General features: G+C 70.2%; 15 protein-coding genes. 5 read left to right on the top strand and 10 right to left on the bottom strand.

The annotated features are described in order from the left end of the window. Nucleotides 1-172: 172 nt before the first annotated feature. Together AC1RCS_RS18730 and AC1RCS_RS18735 are read right to left on the bottom strand one after the other, a co-directional pair. On the bottom strand, nucleotides 173-1,225 hold the full coding sequence (locus AC1RCS_RS18730) for an SEL1-like repeat protein (protein ID WP_492246162.1): 1,053 nt from the start codon (nucleotides 1,223-1,225) through the stop codon (nucleotides 173-175). A gap of 243 nt (nucleotides 1,226-1,468) precedes the next feature. Beyond that, nucleotides 1,469-2,389, bottom strand: coding sequence for a LysR family transcriptional regulator (locus AC1RCS_RS18735; protein WP_492246163.1), 921 nt, complete (start codon nucleotides 2,387-2,389; stop codon nucleotides 1,469-1,471). A gap of 145 nt (nucleotides 2,390-2,534) precedes the next feature. Between AC1RCS_RS18735 and AC1RCS_RS18740 the strand changes: the two genes are divergently transcribed. Then, a complete protein-coding gene (locus tag AC1RCS_RS18740; protein ID WP_492246164.1) occupies nucleotides 2,535-3,920 on the top strand; it encodes a hypothetical protein in 1,386 nt (461 codons plus the stop codon). Between the two features lie 158 nt (nucleotides 3,921-4,078). Here the strand turns inward: AC1RCS_RS18740 and AC1RCS_RS18745 are convergent, their stop codons facing one another. From AC1RCS_RS18745 to AC1RCS_RS18765, 5 genes are all read right to left on the bottom strand, one after another. Beyond that, nucleotides 4,079-6,316: an NADP-dependent isocitrate dehydrogenase gene (locus AC1RCS_RS18745; protein ID WP_218339255.1), complete on the bottom strand. Its 2,238-nt coding sequence runs from the start codon at nucleotides 6,314-6,316 to the stop codon at nucleotides 4,079-4,081. Nucleotides 6,317-6,517: 201 nt separating this feature from the next. Further along, on the bottom strand, nucleotides 6,518-7,252 hold the full coding sequence (gene pdeM / locus AC1RCS_RS18750) for a ligase-associated DNA damage response endonuclease PdeM (protein WP_492246165.1): 735 nt from the start codon (nucleotides 7,250-7,252) through the stop codon (nucleotides 6,518-6,520). Nucleotides 7,253-7,270: 18 nt separating this feature from the next. Beyond that, a complete protein-coding gene (locus AC1RCS_RS18755) occupies nucleotides 7,271-9,985 on the bottom strand; it encodes a ligase-associated DNA damage response DEXH box helicase (protein WP_492246166.1) in 2,715 nt (904 codons plus the stop codon). Beyond that, on the bottom strand, nucleotides 9,982-11,691 hold the full coding sequence (locus AC1RCS_RS18760) for an ATP-dependent DNA ligase (protein ID WP_492246167.1): 1,710 nt from the start codon (nucleotides 11,689-11,691) through the stop codon (nucleotides 9,982-9,984). The genes AC1RCS_RS18755 and AC1RCS_RS18760 overlap by 4 nt, the downstream gene beginning before the upstream one ends. Beyond that, nucleotides 11,688-12,788 (bottom strand): ligase-associated DNA damage response exonuclease, encoded by a 1,101-nt coding sequence (locus tag AC1RCS_RS18765; protein ID WP_492246168.1) that lies wholly within the window; start codon nucleotides 12,786-12,788, stop codon nucleotides 11,688-11,690. The genes AC1RCS_RS18760 and AC1RCS_RS18765 overlap by 4 nt, the downstream gene beginning before the upstream one ends. Nucleotides 12,789-12,993: 205 nt before the next feature. On the opposite strand from AC1RCS_RS18765, the gene AC1RCS_RS18770 reads away from it, so the two are divergent. Further along, on the top strand, nucleotides 12,994-13,476 hold the full coding sequence (locus AC1RCS_RS18770) for a GNAT family N-acetyltransferase (protein ID WP_057271147.1): 483 nt from the start codon (nucleotides 12,994-12,996) through the stop codon (nucleotides 13,474-13,476). A 37-nt stretch (nucleotides 13,477-13,513) separates the two neighbouring features. Further along, nucleotides 13,514-14,032: a BON domain-containing protein gene (locus AC1RCS_RS18775; protein ID WP_218296458.1), complete on the top strand. Its 519-nt coding sequence runs from the start codon at nucleotides 13,514-13,516 to the stop codon at nucleotides 14,030-14,032. Between the two features lie 11 nt (nucleotides 14,033-14,043). Here AC1RCS_RS18775 and AC1RCS_RS18780 read toward each other — a convergent pair whose 3' ends face one another. After that, the gene (locus AC1RCS_RS18780) at nucleotides 14,044-15,501 is read right to left on the bottom strand and encodes an amidase family protein (protein ID WP_492246169.1); all 1,458 of its coding nucleotides are present in this window, start codon (nucleotides 15,499-15,501) and stop codon (nucleotides 14,044-14,046) included. A gap of 75 nt (nucleotides 15,502-15,576) precedes the next feature. Here AC1RCS_RS18780 and AC1RCS_RS18785 point away from each other — a divergent pair, with 75 nt between their 5' ends. Together AC1RCS_RS18785 and AC1RCS_RS18790 are read left to right on the top strand one after the other, a co-directional pair. Next, a complete protein-coding gene (locus tag AC1RCS_RS18785) occupies nucleotides 15,577-16,488 on the top strand; it encodes a helix-turn-helix transcriptional regulator (protein WP_369640995.1) in 912 nt (303 codons plus the stop codon). Nucleotides 16,489-16,704: 216 nt separating this feature from the next. Further along, on the top strand, nucleotides 16,705-18,258 hold the full coding sequence (locus AC1RCS_RS18790; RefSeq protein ID WP_492246191.1) for an ABC transporter substrate-binding protein: 1,554 nt from the start codon (nucleotides 16,705-16,707) through the stop codon (nucleotides 18,256-18,258). 181 nt (nucleotides 18,259-18,439) lie between these two features. Here AC1RCS_RS18790 and AC1RCS_RS18795 read toward each other — a convergent pair whose 3' ends face one another. Together AC1RCS_RS18795 and AC1RCS_RS18800 are read right to left on the bottom strand one after the other, a co-directional pair. Further along, the gene (locus AC1RCS_RS18795) at nucleotides 18,440-19,909 is read right to left on the bottom strand and encodes a M81 family metallopeptidase (protein WP_492246170.1); all 1,470 of its coding nucleotides are present in this window, start codon (nucleotides 19,907-19,909) and stop codon (nucleotides 18,440-18,442) included. Then, complete coding sequence (locus AC1RCS_RS18800; RefSeq protein ID WP_492246171.1) at nucleotides 19,906-21,165, bottom strand: Zn-dependent hydrolase; 1,260 nt, start codon at nucleotides 21,163-21,165, stop codon at nucleotides 19,906-19,908. Before AC1RCS_RS18800 ends, AC1RCS_RS18795 begins: the two co-directional genes overlap by 4 nt. Nucleotides 21,166-21,181: the final 16 nt, after the last annotated feature.

Genomic DNA, 21,181 nt, shown 5'->3' on the forward strand with positions numbered 1-21,181 from the left:
CCGTGGCGGCCTGAGCCGCCACGGCGGCACCGCAGTGCGGTGTCCCTTGGGAAAATGCCCCTGGCGCAGGATGGATGGCGGGTTTTTGCTATTCAAAATATAGCAACTGCCGCCGCCATACCCTGGGGCTGCTCCGGTGCCGCTGCTCCAGGCGGCACCGCGTGCCAGGGCATCAATCCGGTGTGCCGTCGCGCGGCTCGGCCGCCTTGCGCGCCCATTCGCGCGCCAGGGCCGCGTTGCGCGGCACGCCTTCTCCGCGGGCGTACATCAGCGACAGGTTTCGCTGGGCCTTGGCATGTCCCTGCCCGGCCGCCTGCTGGTACCAGTGCACGGCCTGCTTCTTGTCCCGTGCCACGCCGTCGCCTTCGTCATAGGACACGGCCAGATTGAACTGGGCCTTGGCATGGTCCTGCCCGGCCGCCTGGCGGTACCAGTGCACGGCCTCCTTCTTGTCCTGGGCGATGCCCTCGCCCGCGTCGTAGGCGAGCCCCAGGTGGTACTGCGCGGATGCAAGATCGTTCTCCGCCGCGCGCCGGTACCAGTGCACGGCCTGCGCCAGGTCCTTGGCCACCCCGTCACCGTGGTAGAACGCCATGCCGAGCTGGAACTGCGATTCGGGATGGTCCTTCTCGGCGGCCTTGCGGTACCACTGCACGGCCTGCCGGGGGTCTTTGTCGACCCCCTCGCCCTTGTCGTACGAAATGCCCAGGTTGTACTGCGCATCGAGGTGGCCCTGGGCCGCCGCCTTGCGGTACCACTCCACCGCCTTGCGGAAGTCCTGCGGCACCCCCTCGGCCTTGTCATAGGACACCGCCAGGTTGTATTGCGCCTGGGCGTGGCCGAGGTCCGCCGCCTTGCGGTACCACTGGGCGGCCTGCACCCGGTCCTGCGGCACGCCCAGCCCCTCGTCGTAGGACACGCCCAGCTCGTACATCGCATCCGTGTGGCCCTGCTGGGCGGCCTTGAGGTACCAGCCCACCGCCGTGGCTTCGTTCAGCGCCACGCCGCGGCCTGCGTCGTACATGCGGCCGAGGTGGTACTGGGCGTCTGCATGGCCGGCCTGCGCGGCGGGACGCAATTCCTTCAGGGCTGTGGCGTATTCCCCGCGCTCATAGGCGCGGACTCCCTCTTTCGGGCCCGCCGCGGCGGGCCCTGCGGCGCACAGCAGCGCACCCAGGCAGGCGGCGGACACGAGGGAGGACAAGGAGGGGGTCAGACGTGGCATAAAAAGTAGATGGGGCGATGGGCCCGGGGCGGCCAGAAAAACGCGGATGCGGGCAAGCAGGGGCCCGCCGTTCGGCGCCGCCCACCTGCCACCGGGGTGCGCAGCAGGGCACGGCGGGGACGGCGCGCGGCACCGGCGGCGGCGCCAGTGTGCCCGCACGCATCGTCCGTGTGGGGTTTGTTGCCGCCAGTTACACGTGGGCGCCGCAGCGCGAGATCGCCATGGCCAACCGGTCCTCCGGCGTCAGGGCGTGCCCTGCCGCGCCAGCGTGTTGAGCAGCGTGGTGAAGGTGGCCGTGGGCCCCATGTTGTCCGCCGAGCGGTACACCAGGGTGAGCGGCACGTCCAGCCGCCCGCCGTCCACCAGCGGGCGGTACGCGATCGCGTGGCGGTGCACGCCCACCATCGACGACGGCACCACCGAGATGCCGGTGCCCGCCGCCACGAGGTTCAGGTTGGTCAGCATGCGCGCAACTTCCGCCACCACCCGGGGGCGCACGCCTTCCTCGTCGCACAGGGCCAGCAGGTTGGCGTACAGGCCCGGGGCACCCGGACGGCGCACCAGGATCATGGGCTCGCCCTCCAGGTCCGCGATGCGGATGGCCAGCGGCTTGCCGCGCCGCTGGCGCAGCGCCAGCGGGTGGTCGATGGGCAGGGCCACCATGGCGGGCTCGTGCTGCAGGGTGTCGAACGCCAGGCCCTCGGGGCGGGCCACCGGCACGCGCAGCAGGCCGCAATGCAGGCGGCTCCCGGCCACGGCCTCGGTGATCTCGGCGGCGTTGTTCTCGCCGATCTCCAGCACCAGACCGGGGTGCCGCGCGCGGCACTCGCGCAGGGCGAATGGCGTGAACTCGTGCGCGGCCGCCGAGCTGGTGAAGGCGATGGCCAAGCGCCCGGTCTTGCCCTCGGCCAGCAACTGCATGCGGCCTTGCAGCGCATCGAAGTCGTGCACCAGGCGCGTGGCGTCGGCCTGCAGCGCGCGGCCCGCTTCGGTCAGTGCCACGCCCTTGGCATGGCGTTTGAACAGGGCCATGCCCACGGTGCTTTCGAGCGCCTTGATCTGCTGGCTCAGCGGTGGCTGGGCCATGCCCAGCTGCTCGGCGGCGCGGGTCATGTGCCCGGCTTCTGCCACGGCGAGAAAGTAGCGGAGCTGGCGGATGTCCATGTCAGCAGTGCAATGGCTCAGGGAGCGGGTTCATATGCAAATCGTATCGGAGATTGGAGATTTGCCTATTTGACGTATCGGAGCCCCGTTTCTACGATGCGCAGCTGCTACCCACCGCCGCCATCATTTCAACGGAGACCTTCCCATGACTGCTTTGCCGCCGCTTCGCGCCTGGCCGCGCCGGACCGTGGCCGTACCGGCCGCCCTGGCAGCCGCCGTCTTTTTCGCTGGCTGCGCGCCGGTTGCCACCCAACCCCAGGCAGTGGCGGAGGCCGCGCCCGCCGCCACGCCCTGCCCCAAGGACCTGGCGCCCATTGCCCGCTGCCTGTCGGGCCAGGATTCCGCAGGGGCTTACTACCTCATCGCCATGCCGCAGCAGTGGAACGGCCACCTGGTGCTGCACGCCCACGGCGGCCCGGCGCTGGGCGCGCCCAGGATGGAGCGCGCGGTGGAGGACCTGGAGCGCTGGTCCATCATGGTCCGTGCGGGCTACGCCTGGGCGGGCAGCACCTTCCGCCAGGGCGGCGTGGAGGTGCGCGCGGCGGCGGAAGATACCGAGCGCCTGCGCAAGATCTTCGTGCAGCAGGTGGCCCGGCCGCAGCGCACCATCCTGCACGGCCAGTCGTGGGGCGCCAGCGTGGCGGCCAAGGGGGCCGAGATGTTCCAGGCCACGGCCGGCGGCCAGCGCCCCTACGATGCCGTGCTGCTGACCAGCGGCGTGCTCGCGGGCGGCACCCGCTCGTACGACTTCCGCACCGATCTGCGCGTGGTCTACCAGTACCTGTGCAACAACCACCCCCGCCCCACCGAGGCGGCGTACCCGCTCAACATCGGCCTGCCGCGCGATGCGGCCATGACGCAGGCGGATCTGGCGGCGCGCGTGAACGAATGCCTGGCGCTGAACCGGCCCGCTGCAGAGCGCACGCCCGAGCAGCAGCGCAAGGTCAAGACCATCGTGGATGTGATCCGCATCCCCGCCAGCTCCATCCAGGGCCACATGAACTGGGCCACGTTCCACTACCGCGACGTGGTGCAGCACCGCACCGGTGGCGCGAGCCCGTTTGGCAACCAGGGCGTGCAGTACAAGGGCTCGCCCGACGATGCGGCCCTGAACGCCGCCGTGCTGCGCTACCGCGCGGACCCGGCCGCCGTGGCGCGGTTTGCGCAGGACACGGACCTCGGTGGCCGCATTCCCGTGCCCGTGCTCACCGTGAAAGGCGTGGACGACCCCACGGCCTTTGTCGAGCTGGATGCGGCTTTCAAGGCCACCATGGAGCAGGGCGGCAGCGCGGTGCGCCTGGTGCAGACCTTCACCCAGCACCATACCCACAGCTACCTGAGCGATCCCACCTACCCGGCGCTGATGACCGCCCTGCTGCGCTGGGTGGACGAGGGCGTGAAGCCCACGCCCGAGGGCATCGCTGCGCAGTGCCCGGCCTTCGAGGCGCAGTTCGGCAAGGGCTGTGCGTTCCTGCCTGCTTACCTGCCCGCGGCGCTGAACACCCGCGTGGCCGACCGCGACCGGCCCTGATCCTGGGGCGGTAGCCACGCCACTTACTTGTCTCCACCGCCTGCGACATGAACGGTGGCTCCGCTGCGGGCCGCCTTGTCATCCTGGTGTGGTCGGGCAATGAAAAAAGGCCCCGACGGGCGGGGCCTTTTTAGGGGGCGGGCGGCTTGGCTGGTTGTTTACGCAGCCACGGTCTTCAGCGCCGCGTTCAGCGTCTTGCTGGGGCGCATCACGGCGTCCAGCTTGGCGGTGTCGGGCAGGTAGTAGCCGCCGATGTCGGCGGGCGCACCCTGCACCGCGGCCAGCTCGGCCACGATGGTCTGTTCGTCGGCGGCCAGTTGCTTGGCCAGCGGCGCGAACAGCTTGGCCAGGTCGGCATCGTCGGTCTGCGCGGCCAGTTCCTGCGCCCAGTACAGGGCCAGGTAGAACTGGCTGCCGCGGTTGTCGAGCTGGCCGGTCTTGGGCGAAGGGTTCTTGTTGTTGTCCAGGAGCTTGCCCGTGGCGGCGTCCAGCGTCCTGGCCAGCACCTTGGCCTTGGCGTTGCCGGTCTTCAGGCCCAGGTCTTCCAGCGACACGGCCAGCGCCAGGAACTCGCCCAGCGAATCCCAGCGCAGGTGGTTTTCTTCCACCAGCTGCTGCACATGCTTGGGCGCGGAGCCGCCCGCGCCGGTTTCGTACATGCCGCCACCGGCCATCAGGGGCACGATGGACAGCATCTTGGCCGAGGTGCCCAGTTCCATGATGGGGAACAGATCGGTCAGGTAGTCGCGCAGGATGTTGCCGGTGGCGCTGATGGTGTCCTGGCCGCGGATCACGCGCTCCAGCGTGTAGCGCATCGCACGCACCTGGCTCATGATCTGGATGTCCAGGCCCGCCGTGTTGTGCTCGTGCAGGTACATCTTGACCTTGGTGATCAGCTGCGCCTCGTGCGGGCGGTACGAGTCGAGCCAGAACACCACGGGCATGCCGGAGTTGCGGGCGCGGTTCACGGCCAGCTTGACCCAGTCGCGGATCGCGGCGTCCTTGACCTGGCACATGCGCCAGATGTCGCCGGCTTCCACGTTCTGGGAGAGCAGCACTTCGCCGGTGGCCAGATCGGTGATGTTGGCCACGCCGTCTTCGGTGATCTCAAACGTCTTGTCGTGCGAGCCGTACTCTTCGGCCTGCTGGGCCATCAGGCCCACGTTGGGCACCGTGCCCATGGTCTTGGGGTCGAACGCGCCGTGCCACTTGCAGAAGTTGATGATCTCCTGGTAGATGCGGGCAAAGGTCGATTCGGGCATCACGGCCTTCACGTCCTTCAGGCGGCCGTCGGCGCCCCACATCTTGCCGCCGTTGCGGATCATCGCGGGCATGGAGGCGTCCACGATGATGTCGTTGGGCGAGTGGAAATTGGTGATGCCCTTGGCCGAATCGACCATGGCCAGCTCGGGACGGCCTTCGTGGCAGGCATGCAGGTCCTTCAGGACTTCTTCGCGCTGGGCCGTGGGCAGCGTGGCGACCTTTTCGTACAGGTTGGCCATGCCGTTGTTCACGTTCACGCCCAGCTCTTCGAACAGCTTGCCGTGCTTGGCGAACGCGTCCTTGTAGAAGATCTTCACGCAGTGGCCGAACACGATGGGGTGGGACACCTTCATCATCGTGGCCTTCACGTGCAGCGAGAACATCACGCCGGTCTTGCGCGCGTCTTCGATTTCCTTTTCGTAGAACTCGACGAGTGCCTTCTTGCTCATGAACATGCTGTCGATGATTTCGCGGTCCAGCAGCGAGACCTTGGGTTTGAGCACCACGGTCTTGCCGCTCTTGGTGATCAGCTCCATCTTCACGTCGCGGGCGCGGTCCAGGGTCATGGACTTTTCGCCATGGTAGAAGTCGCCGGCGTGCATGTGCGACACATGCGAACGCGAGGCCTGGCTCCAGTCGGCCATGCTGTGGGGGTTCTTGCGCGCGTATTCCTTCACGGCCTTGGGGGCGCGGCGGTCGGAGTTGCCTTCGCGCAGCACGGGGTTCACGGCCGAGCCGATGCAGCGGGCATATCGCGCGCGGATCGCCTTTTCTTCTTCGGTCTTGGGATCTTCCGGGTAGTCAGGGATCGCATAGCCCTTGCCCTGCAGCTCCTTGATGCAGGCCTGCAACTGGCCCACCGAGGCGCTGATGTTGGGCAGCTTGATGATGTTGGCATCGGCCTGCAGGGTCTTCTTGCCCAGCTCTGCCAGGGTGTTGGGCACCTTCTGTTCGGCGGTCAGCGATTCGGGGAACTCGCCCAGCACGCGCGCGGCCACGGAGATGTCGCTCTCGGTCACGTTGATGCCCGCAGGCGCCGCAAAGGTGCGGATGATGGGCAGGAAGGAAGCCGTGGCCAGACGGGGTGCTTCGTCGGTCAGGGTGTAGATGATGGTCGGTTGCTGGGTCGTCATGGCTTGTCTCACGAAACAGAGTATGTAAATGTCCCCGGCCGGGTCGCAGCGGGGCCAAACGCGGATGCTCTCTGATTCTCCTTCCTTGCGGCGTTCCGTGCCCCCTGTTTTTGCAATCGAATCCCATAATGCAAAATTTACCGACGGGTAAAGCCTTTTTTTTCATGGCGGGCCCGGCCGAGGCGCCCCTGAAACGCGGGCTCAGGCGCTGGCCGGCCGGCGCGGCACTTCGCGGACCCGGTCTCCAGCCACCGCGAACCGCCGCGCAGACGGGGGCACCGGCTGGCTGGACATGCCCGTGAAAGCCCCGAACGCGGGCAGCACCAGAAGCCCCGGCTGCCACGCGAAGCAGGGCAGGCGGACCGAGTCCCGCGCAGGGCCCTGCAAGGTGGCCACCGGGTGCCAATGCCCTGCCAGCACCGTATCGCCCGGCCCCGCCTGCGGATGGTGGCAAGCCAGCAGCCCGGCCCCCTCCACGGGCCGCCAGGGCTCATCGGCCACATCGACGCCCAGCGGCGCGGGTGGGTCGCCCGCATGCAGGTCGTGGTTGCCGCGCACCAGGGTCATGCGGATGCAGGCGTGGCGCTCGCGCCAGGGCAGCAACTGGTTCCACAGCGGCGCGCCGGCGCCGCTGCGCGCGTGCAGAAAATCGCCCAGGAAGACCAGGTGTCCGGCGCCCGTGGCCGCCAGCACCGCGTCGAGCCGGGCCAGGTTGTCGGCCGTGGTGCCATGCGGCACGGGCTGGCCCGCGCGGCGGAAGGTGGCGGCCTTGCCGAAGTGCACGTCGGCCACGAAGGCCGTGCGCGCGGCGGGCCACCACACGGCGCGCTGGGGCAGCAGCCACAGGGCAGTGCCGCAGGGCAGGGTGATGGCCTGGGCGCCTGGGGGAGGTGCGGTGGGTGAAGGGGCGAAAGAAGGGTCTGCGTTCACGGGCAAGGTCGGTCGTCGAGGTGCTCAGAATCCATGGCGCCTTCTCGGTCGGCGGGGCGTGTCGCCGGCATCGCCTCGGCGCGCGCGCCGGGGCGACGCGGTGGCCCCGTCGGGCACGTCCCAGGCCATGTCGGCCGGGGCCACGGGATGGTCGGCGTGGTGGGTGCCGGTGGTGTCGTCGTCGGCCTTCTCCAGCGCCTGCACCATGCGCGCCAGGCGGTCGGCCAGCGTTTCGGTGCTCAGGCGCTCGCGAAAGCGCTCCACCATCAGCGGCAGAGCGAATGGGGTGGGGCGCGTGAGGGCATGGATGGACAGGGTCTGCGCCTGCATGCCGCGCAGGGTGCGGGCCAGGCGCTCCATGTCCAGCTCGTTGGCCAGCAGCTCGGCGCGGGCCTGGGCCAGCAGCAAGTTGTCCGGGTCGTACTGGGCGAACACGTCGTAGTACAGCGAGGACGATGCCTGCAGCTGGCGGCTGCTGCGCTGCTCGCCCGGGTGGCTCTGGAAGATGAGGCCGGCGATGCGCGCGATCTCGCGAAAGCGCCGGCGTGCCATCTCGGTCGCGTTCAGGCTGGCCAGCACTTCGTCCTCCAGCCCGCTGCCGATGGTGGTGTGCGTGCCCTCGCCGATCAGGCGCGGCAGCAGCGCGGCCCAGTCCACGGGCTTGGCGGACAGCAGCTCCAGCCCATAGTCGTTGACCGCGATGGAGAAGGTGTTGGCCACCTGCTGCGACGCGCGCCAGGCCAGCAGCCCGGCCAGGCCCAGGTGCACCAGGCGGCCGGCCAGCGGGTACAGGTACAGGTGCCAGCCCTCGCGGGTGTGCAGGGTTTCGGCCACCAGGCGGCCGGGCGTGGGCAGGGCCGACCAGGCGTGCTGCAGCGCGAGCAGCGGCTGGGCGCACAACATCTCGGGCGAGGCGTAGACGCCGCGCTCGGCCTGCTCCAGCATCTCCAGCATGGCGTCGGCCAGCGTGTTCGACAGCGGCATGCGCCCGCCGTTCCAGCGCGGCAACGCGGCGCTGTCCTTGGGCGCCACGCGCACGTAAGCGGTCATCTGCTGGGTGCGCACCAGCTCCAGCAGGCGGCCCGCGAACATGAACACGTCGCCCTTGCGCAGCCGCGCGATGAAGCTCTCTTCCACCGACCCCAGCCGCCCGCCGCTCACGAACTGCACCTGCATGCTGGCGTCGCTCACGATGGTGCCGATGTTGCTGCGGTGGCGGCGCGCCAGCCGCGCATCGGGCACGCGCCACACCCCTTCCTCGTCGGGCACGGCGCGCTGGAAGTCGGGGTAGATGGCCAGCGAGGCGCCGCCCTGGCGCACGAACTGCAAGGCCCATTGCCAGTCGTTGTCGGCCAGTGCCGCATAGGCCGGCGCGCGGCGCACTTCGGCCAGCAGCTCGGCAGGCACGAAGCCGCCGCCCAGGGCAATGGTGACCAGGTGCTGCACCAGCACGTCGAGTGGCGCGCGCGGCGTGTGCCGGTCTTCGATGCGGCCCAGCGCCAGCGCGTGGCGCGCGGCGGCGGCCTCCACCAGCTCCAGGCTGTGCGTGGGCACCAGCGTGATGCTCGACGTGCGCCCCGGCGCGTGGCCCGAGCGGCCCGCGCGCTGCACCAGTCGCCCCACGCCCTTGGCCGAGCCGATCTGCAGCACCTGCTCTACGGGCAGAAAGTCCACGCCCAGGTCCAGGCTCGACGTGCAGACCACGGCCTTGAGCAGGCCGGCCTTGAGCCCGTTCTCCACCCAGGCGCGCACCTCCTGGCCCAGCGATCCGTGGTGCAGCGCGATGGTGCCCGCCCAGTCGGGCCGCGCCTCCAGCAGCGCCTGGTACCAGCGCTCGGCCTGCGAACGGGTGTTGGTGAAGACCAGGGTGGACGTACAGGCCTCGATGGACTGCACCACCTGCGGCAGCAGCGCCAGGCCCATGTGGCCGGCCCAGGCAAAGCGGTCCACCTTGGCCGGCAGCATCACGTCGACCTGCAGCGCCTTGTCGATGCGGCCCTGTACCAGCACGGCGGGCGGCACTGCGGGGGCATCGTGGACCGGGCGGGGCAGCAGCGTATCCAGCGCCTCCTGCAGGTTGCCCAGCGTGGCCGACATGCCCCACACCTGCAGCGCAGGGTTCCAGCCCGACAGGCGCGCCAGCGCCAGCTGCGCCTGCACGCCGCGCTTGTTGCCCACCAGCTCGTGCCACTCGTCCACCACCACCAGCCGCACGTGGCGCAGGCGCTCGTGCGCATCGGCCCGCGCCAGCAGCAGCGAGACGCTCTCGGGCGTGGTCACCAGCAGCGTGGGCAGGCGGCGGTCCTGCGCGGCGCGCTCGCCACTGGCGGTGTCGCCGGTGCGCAGGCCGCTGGACCAGTCCGGCGCCAGGTCGGGCAGGGGCTCTACCAGCGCACGCAGCGTGTCGGCGGCCAGGGCGCGCATGGGGGTGATCCACAGCACCGTGAGCGGCGGCGCCGCCGCGCGGCGTGTGCGCAGGGCCGTGCGCGCACTGGCGTCCGCCGTGGGTGCCACGGGCGCGCCTGCCAGCGCCAGGTGCTGCAGCGCACCCAGCCACACGGCATAGGTCTTGCCCGCGCCGGTGGTGGCGTGCAGCAGGCCCGAGCGGCCCTCGCCCATGGCGCGCCACACCTCCTGCTGGAAGCCGAAGGGCTGCCAGCCGCGCGTGGCCATCCAGCCTGCGGCCGCGCTCGCGGCCACGGTGGGCAGCGGCTTGCGCGGACGGCGCGCCGTGCTCATGCGGCAGCGTCCTGCCCCGGCAGCAGGGCCATCAGGGTCTGCAGGGTATCGGCCTCGGCCACCGTCTTGTCCTGGCGCCAGCGCAGCATCCGTGGAAAGCGCACGGCGATGCCGCTCTTGTGCCGCGGGCTCCTGCCGATGCCCTCGAAGCCGAGCTCGAAGACCATGGTCGCATCCACGCTGCGCACGGGCCCGAAGCTCTCGCGCGTGGTCTTGCGGACGATGGCGTCCACCTGCGCGATCTCCGCATCCGTCAGGCCCGAATAGGCCTTGGCGAAGGGCACGAGCTGCCGGTCGGGGTCGTCCTGCGGCCCGGTCCACACGGCAAAGGTGTAGTCGGTGTACAGGCTGGCACGCCGGCCGTGGCCGCGCTGGGCGTAGATCAGCACGGCGTCCACGCTCATGGGGTCGATCTTCCACTTCCACCACACGCCCACGTCCTTGGTGCGGCCCACGCCGTAGTGCGCCTGGCGGTGCTTGAGCATGAAGCCCTCGGTGCCCATGGCTCGGGCGGCCTCGCGCTGGCGCGCGAGGTCCGGCCAGTCGGCGCCGTGCAGCAGGGCGCTCAGGCGCAGTGCGGGTGGGGCTGCGGGCTCTGCGATGGCGTCGGGTGGCTGCAGCACTGTCTCCAGCAGTGCGCGGCGGGCCTGCTGGGGCTGCTGGCGCAGGTCCTGGCCCGCATGTTCGAGCAGGTCATAGGTCACCAGCACCACGGGCAGTTCGCGCAGCAGCTTGGGCGTCAGTGTCTTGCGGCCGAGGCGCTTTTGCAGGTCGGCAAAGGGGCGCGGCTGGGGCTCGCCGGGCAGCCATACGAGGATTTCGCCATCGACCACCGTGCCGTCGGGCAGTGCCGCCATCGCGGCATCGGCCAGTTCGGGAAAGCGGTCGGTCACCAGCTCCTCGCCGCGCGACCAGACCCACACCGCGCCGCGCCGGCGCACGATCTGCGCGCGGATTCCGTCCCACTTCCATTCCACCAGCCAGTCTTCGGGCGCGCCCAGCAGCGCGGGCATCTCGGCCAGGGGCTGGCTGAACGGGTGGGCCAGGAAGAAGGGGTAGGGCTGGCCTGCCATGGCCGTGTCGCTGCCCGTGCTGGCGGCGCCGTCTTTACCCTCGTCCACGGGGGCCACCAGCGCGCTGTAGTCGCCCGCCTGCGGCTGCCGGCCGATCTGTGTGTAGCCCATGAGCCGGTGCGCGATGCGCTTGGGGTCCAGCGCGCTCACCGTGGCGAGTGCCTGCGTGACCTGCAGGCGCGACACCCCCACGCGGAAGTTGCCGGTGATGAGCTTGAAGTACACGAAGCGCTGCTCCGGCGCCAGCATGTCCCACTGCGCGCGCAGGCGGGCATCGGCCTCCTCGGGGGGCAGGGCGCGCAGGGGCAGCAGCCGGGCCATCCACTCGGCCAGCGGCAGGTCCACCGGCTGCACGGGCGGTGGCAGCAGCAGGGCCAGGGTTTCGGCCAGGTCGCCCACGGCCTGGTAGCTTTCCTCGAACAGCCATTCGGGCAGGCCGGCGGCCTCCTGCGCCAGGGCCTTCAGGCGCTTGGTGGGCACCATCTGGCGCGGCTTGCCGCCCGCGAGGAAGTAGGTGGCCCAGGCCGCATCGGCCGCTGGTGCCGCGCGCAGGTAGGCCACCAGCGCGGCCAGCTTGGCCGACTGCCCGGTGGTGGAGTCCAGAGCATGGAACAGTTCGGCAAAGGCCTTCATGGTGCCGCGGCCTCCGGCGCCGGTGCATCGGCCTGCGGTGGCGGCGCAGCAGCCCCTGCGTCGTCCTCGTTGTCGTCGGCGCCGTACTCGGTGGCGAACACCTGCGCATCCAGTCCCTGCTGGCACAGCCAGCGCGCCATGACCTCGGTGCTGCCATGGGTCACGATGATGCGCTCGGCCCCCGTGGCGGCTATGGCCTTCTGCAGGCTGGGCCAGTCCGCGTGGTCGCTCATCACGAAGCCCCGGTCCACACCGCGGCGCCGGCGCGCGCCGCGCACCAGCATCCAGCCGCTGGCAAAGGCATCGGAATGCTCGCCAAAGCGCTTGAGCCAGGGCGTGCCCGCCGCCGAGGGCGGTGCCAGCACCAGCGCGCGGCGCAGCTCGGCCTTGGTGGCGCCCGGGTCCGTCACGCGCAGGGTGGGCGGCAGCGCCACGCCCGCCGCGCGGTACACGGCGTTGATCGGCTCCACCGCGCCGTGCACGACGATGGGGCCGATGCCCGCATCCACCCCGTGCAGCAGGCGCTGCGCCTTGCCAAAGGCGTAGGCATACAGCACGCTGGCCTTGCCCGCCGCCGCATTCGCGGCCCACCAGGCATTGATGTCGGCGAACAGCGCGGGCTGATAAGGCCAGCGGTAGATGGGCAGGCCGAAGGTCGATTCGGTGATGAAGGTATGGCAGCGCACCGGCTCGAAGGGCGGGCAGGTGCCGTCGTCCTCGAGCTTGTAGTCGCCCGAGGCCACCCACACCTGGCCGCCATGTTCCACCCGCACCTGGGCCGATCCCAGCACATGCCCCGCCGGGTGCAGTGACAGGCGCACGCCGTGGTGGTCGATGGTGTCGCCATAGGCCAGCGTCTGCAGATCGATATCGGCTCCGAGTCGGTTGCGCAGCGTGCCTTCGCTGTCCTGGTGCGCCAGGTAGTGGGCCGAGCCCATGCGCGCATGGTCCGAATGCGCATGCGTGATCACGGCCCGGCTGACCGGCCGCCAGGGGTCGATGTAGAAATCCCCGGCCGGGCAGTACAGGCCTTCGGGGCGGTGGACGATGAGGTCGCTGGGGGGCACGGTCAGGGCATCGTAGGGGGCACGCCCCATCCGGGGGGCGGGCTGGGGATTGCAGAAAGAGGTTTTGTCCCTAAAATTTAGATAAAAATGACTTCCAGCGCTTATCCATCAAGCGCCAATAGCTATCAAAAAATGAGTAAACTGCAACCTGCCTGCTGTGCAGGCGGATAGTTCGTTGCGCCATCCCATCATCCTGCGTGGACCTCCCCTGTCTGCAGGCCAATACCGCTTTCGTATGCACACAGAAATCGCCCGCCCGTCAGACGCCGCCGCCATCGCGGCGGTGCTGCACGAGGCCGCGCAGTGGCTGGTAGACCGCCAGATGCCGCTGTGGGCCGTGTCCGATTTCAGCGAGGAACGTGTGCAGCAGGATGTGGATACCGGCCACTTCCTGGTGGCCAGGGTGGGCGATGACGTGGCGGGCGTGGTGCGCTGGCAGCGCGAAGACCCCACTTTCTGGCCGGATGCGGAACCAGGCACCTCCGCCTTCCTGCACAAGCTGGCCGTGCGGCGGGCATGGGCGGGGCAGGGGGTGTCTGCCGCGCTGCTGGCGTTCGGGCGCGAGCACGCCCGCAGCCTGGGTGTGCGTTACCTGCGGCTGGACTGCGTGGCCGATCGGCAGCCGCTGCGCGCACTCTATGAGGGCTTTGGTTTTACCCTGTACGACTGTGTGCTGAAAGGCCGCAGGGAATTTGCGCGATACCAGATCGCGTTGTAGGCAGCGTGGGTGCCTGCCGTCCACCAAGGAGCAATGCATGCGCCGTGTTTGTGTGTTCTTCCAGTTCTTCCTGCTGTGGTTGGGGGTGGCTGCCCTGGCCGTTGCCCAGGACGGCAGCCCCGCCCCCCGCACCAATGCCTTCAACGACCCCTTCGTCCAGGTCACCAGCGCCATCCCGCAATGCCCCGTGCCCGAGGGCCCGCTCTACACCGACGCCGAGGTGCGCGAGCTGGCGCACACGCGCTCGCAGCATGGCGGCAGCTGCCACCGCGTGGGGCGCTGCCGGCTGCCCAATTCCTACCTGTACGACGCGGAGCTCATCCCGCGCGTGCAGCGCTATATCCGCGAGGAGGGGCGCTTCGACGACACCAGCGTCTGGGTGCTGGGCGAGCGGCGGCTGGTCACGCTGATGGGCTGCGTGCAGTCCGAGGCGCAGTCGCAGGCGCTGGAGAAAGCCGTGGGGCTGGTGGATGACGTGATGGGTGTCATCAACCTGCTGCAGGTGGGCACGGCGCGCGCGGGCGCGCGCTACCCGCTCGCGCCCGCGCGCCCCTGACGGGGCTTCATTCACAGCGGTGGGACCCGGTGCGACCAGGGGTCGGCCTGTTCCAGTTCATAGGCCAGTGCGAACAGCGTCTGCTCGTCGCCGACCCGCGCCGCGAAATGGCTGCCGATGGGCAGGCCGCGCGCGCTCAGCCCCAGCGGGACCGACATCGCCGGCGTGCCCGCCACGTTGTGCAGCGGCGTGTACGACGCATAGCGCATCAGCCGGGCCCACAGCGTGGCGCCGGGCACGGTGGGGGCAAGCCACCCCAGCGGTGGCGGCTCGCTGGCGGCCACCGGGCTGAGCACGACATCCACGGCGTCGAACCAGGCATTCACCTGCGCGCCCACGGCGGCAAAGTGCGCGCCGGCGCGTGCCGCCGCGCCGGCGGGGAGCGCGCGCGCGTGCCGTGCCAGGTGCAGGGTCCAGGGCTCCAGCAGCGTGTCGGGCGGGCGGCCCGTGCCCTCGGCCTGCTGCAGCGCCCGCTCGGCGCCGCCGCTCCAGGCCACCATGAAGGCATCGAAGAACCGCTCGCCGTCGATGCCGTGCGCAAAGGGCAGCACCTGGTGCCCAAGCCGTTCGCACAGCCGCGCGACGCGGGTGACTTCCTGCAGCACCGCGGGGTCCGGCATCTCGCCAAAGAGGTTCTGCGGCGGGAAGCCAATGCGCAGGCGCCGGGCCGAGGGCCCGTGCACCGCGGGCATGGGCGGCAGCGGCGCGGCGCCATCGCCGCGCTGGTTCCACCAGAACAGCGTGGCGCTGTCGCGCACCGTGCGGCTCACCGCGTGGTCGACACCGGCATCGCGCGGGCCGGAGCCCTGCATGCGCGAGCGGCTGGGCTTGAGCCCGAACAGCCCGCAGCACGAGGCGGGGATGCGGATCGAGCCACCGCCATCCGTCGCGTGCGCCATGGGCAGCATGCCCGCGGCCACGGCCGCCGCAGCGCCGCCCGAGGAACCACCCGGGGAGTGCAGCGGGTTCCAGGGATTGCGGACCGGGCCGCCAAGCAGGGGTTCGGTGGTGGCGCTGAGCTGGAACTCGGGCGTTGCCGTCTTGCCGATGGCGATCAGCCCGCTGGCTTCGCAGCGCGCCACCAGCGGCGACGAGGCGCTGGAAAGTGCCGCGTCCGCCTGCAGGCGCGAGCCGCTGCGCCGGTGCGTGCCTTGCAGGTCGACCGCGTCCTTGTAGGCAAACGGCACGCCCCAGAAGGGCCCGGGGGAGGGCTGCCCCTGCCACTGGCCGCGGGCCCGGTCGGGGCAGAGTTCCACCAGCGCCTGCAGCCTGGGGTTGACGTCCGTCACGCGCGCCAGGCTGGCCTGCACCAGCTGCGCGGGTTGCAGATGGCCCGCCCGCACCAGCGCTGTCTGGGCCGTGGCATCGAGCGCCAGCAGGCCATGGGTGGCGCCGCGGGCGAAAGCGGGGCGCAGGGGGGCGCCCAGTGCGGTCAGGCCCATCAGGCCCAGAAGATCTCGTCGTTGCATGGTGTGTTTGCACAGGGAATGAAGGAGAGGGCCATCGTCCCTGGGCCGGGCCGCGCCAGCTTGTATAAAAGCGCCATGGCCGCGCTTTTTTGCTACCACCTGCTGCCCGCCTGCCTGGGCGATATCGACGAACGCCCCCACGCGCTGCTCGCGCGGGCCGTGCGCACGCAGGTGCAGGGCTTCGTCACCCACCAGGCATATGTGGCGCAGGTGCTGCGCGGCGGCCCGCAGGCGCGCGGGCAAGAGGCCCGGCGGGAGGCGCGCCTTGCGCTGCTGTGTGCGCTGGACCTGAACCCGGTGCAGGCGCTCCTGGCGCCCTCGGCCGCCGTGGGCCGTGGGCCCTCTGCGTTCGTGGACCGCTGGAACGCCTACAACCGGATGGCGCCCCTGGGCGTCAACACGCAGCTCGATGGCCAGGGCGCGCTGCGGCGGGAATCCCCCATGCTGCCGGACCGCGCCCTGCGTGCCGCGGCGCAGCGAAGTGCGGACATCCGCGCGGGCATTGCCGCCTCGTGCGTGAGCGTGCTGGCGCGCGGCGGCACCAGCGGCAGCCCGGCGGATGCGCCGCGCACGCTGCAGTCCCTGGCGCGGCGGCTGGGGTGCGCGAACGAGGTGCTGGACCTGCTGGCCTGGTGGCGCGAGGAGCCTGCCCTGGCCCTGCCCGACGCCGCCCGCCGCCTGGGTCGCAGCGCGCGCCAGCTGCAACGCGATCTGGCCCGGCACGGCCTGGGCTTTGCCACGCTGCGCCAGGCCGCCCGCATCGAGCACGCGCAGCAGGCCCTGCTTGGCGGCACGGCCAGCCTGACGGGCATCGCGCATGCCGCGGGGTTCTTCGACTCCGCGCACTTCGTGCATGGCTGGCAGCGTGCCTGTGGCGTCAGCCCCAGCCAGTACCGGCAGCTGGCCGGTCGCCTGGACGCCCGGGGCTCCCTCTGCGCCCCGGGGACCGTGCGCAGAGGGGTGGATGTCGTGGAAAACGCGCAATAGGTTTGGCGGTCCGCTGCGGCATATTGCGGCTTCCATCCCTGCAAAGGAAAACATATGCCCCGTAGGTTCCAGAGCTTCCTTCCTCACCTGTCTCCGCGCACTGTTGTGTCCCGCGTTGCCGCAGTGGCGCGGCACCCTGCGCACCCGCAGCCCGCCGCGCCCCGCGGGGCCGGCACCGCAAGGCTAGGCCGCCGCTGGCTCGTGCCCGCGCTGGCCATGGCGGCGTGGGTGGCCGCGATGCCGGGCGCGCACGCCAAGACGTTCCGCTGGGCCGGGTCCACCGACATCCAGTCCATGGACATCCACTCGCAGAACAGTGCCCTGGGCAATGGCATCCATGCGGCGGTGTACGAGTCGCTGGTGATGTTCAACAGCCGCACGCTCAAGGTCGAGCCGCTGTTGGCCACCTCGTGGCAGCAGGTCAGCCCCACGCAACTGCGCGTGAAGCTGCGCCAGGGCGTAAAGTTCAGCGACGGCTCCGCCATGACGGCCGATGACGTGGTGTTCTCGCTGCAGCGCGCCATGAGCAAGAGCTCCACCTACGCCATCTACACCCAGGGCATGGACCGCATCGCCAAGGTGGACGGCGAGACCATCGACATCTTTCTGAAGAACCCCAACCCGGTGCTGCTCAACCAGCTGACCGAGCTGCGCGTGATGAGCAAGGCCTGGTCGGAGAAGAACAACGCCGTGGAGCCCAAGGACATCAAGTCCAAGGACGAGACCTTCTCGCACCGCAATGCCATGGGCACCGGGCCCTTCGTGCTCAAGGAATGGGTGCCCGACCAGAAGCTGGTGTTTGTCGTCAACCCGCAGTGGTGGAACGCGGGCAAGACCGAGGGCAACGTCACCGAGATCGTCTACACACCCATCAAGTCCGAGGCCACGCGCGTCGCGGCCCTGCTCTCGGGCGAGGTCGACATGGTGCGCGACACCAGCCTGCAGGACCTGGAGCGCCTCAAGGCCAACCCGAACATCAAGGTGATGGAGATGGTCGAGAACCGCACCATCTACCTGGCCCTGGACCAGTTCCGCGACGAGCTGCCGGGCAGCAGCGTCAAGGGCAAGAACCCGCTCAAGGACCTGCGCGTGCGCAAGGCGCTGTACCAGGCCATCGACGTGGCCACGCTGCAGCGCGTGACCATGCGCGGCATGTCCAAGCCCACGGGCGCCATCGTCTCGCCCCTGGTCAACGGCTGGACGGAGGCGGTGGACAAGCGCCTGCCCTACGACACCAACGCGGCCAGGGCGCTGCTGGCCGATGCGGGCTACAAGGACGGCTTCGAGGTCGATTTCGCCTGCAGCAACAACTCCATCATCCAGGACGAGAACCTGTGCCAGGCCATCACCTCGATGTGGGCGCGCGTGGGCGTGAAGGCCAAGCTGCGCACGATGCCCTCCATCACCTACTACCCCATGGCCCAGCGGCACGAGGCCAGCATCACCCTGCTCAGCTGGGGCGTGCCGACCTTCGACGCGCTGTACACCCTGCAATCGCTCACCCGCACCAAGACCACGGGCGGCGATGGCAACTACAACCTGGGCCGCTACAGCAACGAACGCATGGACTACATCGTGGACCGCGTGAAGACCGAGACCGACCAGCCCGTACGCAACCGCCTGCTGACCGAAGGCCTGCAGCTGCAGAACGACACCGTGGCCAACATCCCCCTGCACAACCAGATGCTGGCCTGGGCGATGAAGAAAAATGTCGAGCTGGTGCAACGCCCCGACAACCGCATCGACTGGCGTCTGATCAAGGTGAACTAACCCCCTGAGTCGCTTCGCGTCATCCCTCTTTCTCTCAAATCGCTGCCCGATTTGGGAAGGGGGACGCCCCCAGCGCGGCGGGGCGGCCCTTGCGCGGGGGCACTGGCGTCGGGCGCGCCAGTTGCGTCGGCTTGCGCTTGCTGGTGATGCGGGTTCTGAGGGCCTCCTGCGCGATGGAAGGTCAGACAGCGTCGAGCGGAAACACCGGCCGGCGCACGTGCTTGAACGGAAACAGCGCATAGTTGGAACTGGTCACGCCGGTAGGGCTGTCGCATTCGACCAGCGCATGCGACAGCGGCACGAACACCGGGCGGCAGTACATGCGCGACTTGAGCAGCACGAAGCGGTGCGCCGTGGGGTCCACCCCCACGCACGAGAACACCCCCAGGTCCCAGGGTTCGTGCGTCTTCTCGGTCACCACGATGAGGGCGCGGCCGGTGTCGAACAGCACGGTGCGGCCCATGGCGCAGCGCGCGCCGGTGTAGATGGGGCCGGTCACGGTGTACTCGCCGTCGCTGATGGCGCGCACCGTGCCGCTGAGCGCCACGGGCTCCTTGGAGACGTTGAGCTGGGTGAGCGGCACCTTGTTGCCCAGGCGCACGGTGCACTGCGCGCCCACGCCGGCCGCCACGAGTTCGGCCACGGCCTCGGGGTCGCACAGCGGGCCCACGGCGATGTCCGACAGGCCCTCGGCGAGCGCGGCCTGCAAGACATCCATGGAGTCGCAGGTGCCGCCGGACATGCAGTTGTCGCTGTGGTCCAGCAGCAGCACCGGGCGCTCGGCGCCTTGCGCCAGGGTCTGTGCGCGCTGCAGCGACTGCGCCAGGGGCTCGCTGTCGTAGACGAACTCGGTGCGCTCCTGCCAGATGGCGGCCGCGATGCGGTCGGCCACGGCCTGGGCTGCTTCGGGTGCATCGGCAAGGCCGGTGACCACCACGCTCATGAACGGCGCCTCGATGTCGGCCAGCGAGAACCCCGCGAACACCGACACGGCCGGCACGCCGTCGGCCTCGGCAGCGCGGGCGGCGTCCACCGCGCGCAGCATGGCGCCCTGCAGCGTGGTGCTGCGCAGGGTGTGGCCCATCATGGGCAACTGGTGCCAGCGCACGCTGTAGCGCGCCTGGCCCTGCAGCATGGCCAGCAGCAGGCGGCCCGCGTGCTCGCCGGTCTCGTACATGTCGATGTGCGGGTAGGTCTTGAAGCCGACCATCACATCCGCGTTGGCGACCATCTTGGGCGTGATGTTGCCGTGCAGGTCCAGCGCCACGCCGATGGGCACGCCGGGCGCCGCTGCGCGCACGCGCGCGAGCAGGTCGCCTTCGCCGTCGGGGCTGTTCTCGGCCACCATGGCGCCATGCAGGTCCAGCAGGATGGCGTCGCAGCCCGGCGCTGCCTCCACGATGCGGCGGGTCAGTTCTTCGTAGGCCGCGGCGTGCACCTTGCCGCTGGGGTTAGACATGGCCGACACCGGCGTGACCAGCGTGGCGCCCAGGCCCCGGGCCAGGTCGATGAAGGCCGCCATGGCCGTGCGCATGCCCAGGTTGTCGCGCAGGGCATCCTCGCCGTAGGTGGGTGCAAACGCCTCCAGGGGCGTGGGCACGGGCGAGAAGGTGTTGGTCTCGTGGTTCAGGCGGGCGATGAGGATCTTCATGCGGCGACCACCCGGGCGCTGCGCAGCATGGCCTGCAGCAAGACGTTGCACCCGGCCTCCAGGTGCTCGGGCTCCGCGTCCTCGATCTCGTTGTGGCTGATGCCGTCGGCGCAGGGCACGAAGACCATGGCCGTGGGCGCCAGGCGCGCCAGGTACACGGCGTCGTGCCCGGCACCGCTGACCACGTCCATGGCGCTGTAGCCCAGTGCCTGGGCATCGGCGCGCACGCCTTCGACCAGCGCGGGCGCAAACGGCTGCGGCGGGAAGTACACCACCTGCTCCACCGCGATGGGTGTGCGGTGGGCCGTGCCGATGCGCTCGCAGGCGGTGCGCAACTCCGCATCCATCTGCAGCAGCATGGCATCGTCGGCGGCGCGCAGGTCCACGGTCATGTGCACGCTGCCGGGGATCACGTTGCGCGAACTCGGGAACACCTCCAGCACGCCCACCGTGCCGCGCGCATGCGGTGCATGGGCCAGGGCGATGCGGTTCACCTCGGCCACCAGCGTGCTGGCGGCCAGCAGGGCATCGCGGCGCAGCGCCATGGGCGTGGGGCCGGCATGGGCCTCCATGCCCTGCACGCTCACGTCGTACCAGCGCTGGCCCAGGGCACCCTGCACCACGCCGATCACGCAGCCGTTGGCCTCCAGCACCGGGCCCTGCTCGATGTGCGCCTCGAAATACGCGCCCACGGGCGGCGTGGGCCCGTGCTCGCCGTCATAGCCGATGGCGGCCAGCGCCTCGGCCACGCTGGTGCCCTGCGCGTCGCGCTGGGCCAGCGCGTGCTCCAGCGTGAAGGCGCCGGCGAACACGCCCGAGCCCATCATCACCGGCACGAAGCGCGAGCCCTCTTCATTGGTCCACACCGCCACCTCGATCGGGGCTTCGGTCACGATGCCCAGGTCGTTCAGCGTGCGCACCACCTCGATGCCGGCAAGCACACCGTAGTTGCCGTCGAACTTGCCGCCCGTGGGCTGGGTATCGATGTGGCTGCCGGTCATCACCGGGGGCAGGGCGTCGTTGCGCCCCGCGCGGCGCGCGAAGATGTTGCCGATGGCGTCGGTTCGCACGCTGCAGCCGGCCTCGCGCGCCCAGCGCACGAACAGGTCGCGGCCTTCGCCGTCCAGCGCGGTGAGGGCCAGGCGGCACACGCCGCCCTTGGGCGTGGCGCCGATTTGCGCCAGGTCCATCAGCGATTGCCACAGGCGCGCGCCGTTCACGCGCGGTTGCAGGGCAGGGGAGGGGGTCGTCGTCATGTCCACAGTCGGATTC

Source organism: Acidovorax sp. GW823-FHT01C06 (assembly GCF_058798375.1).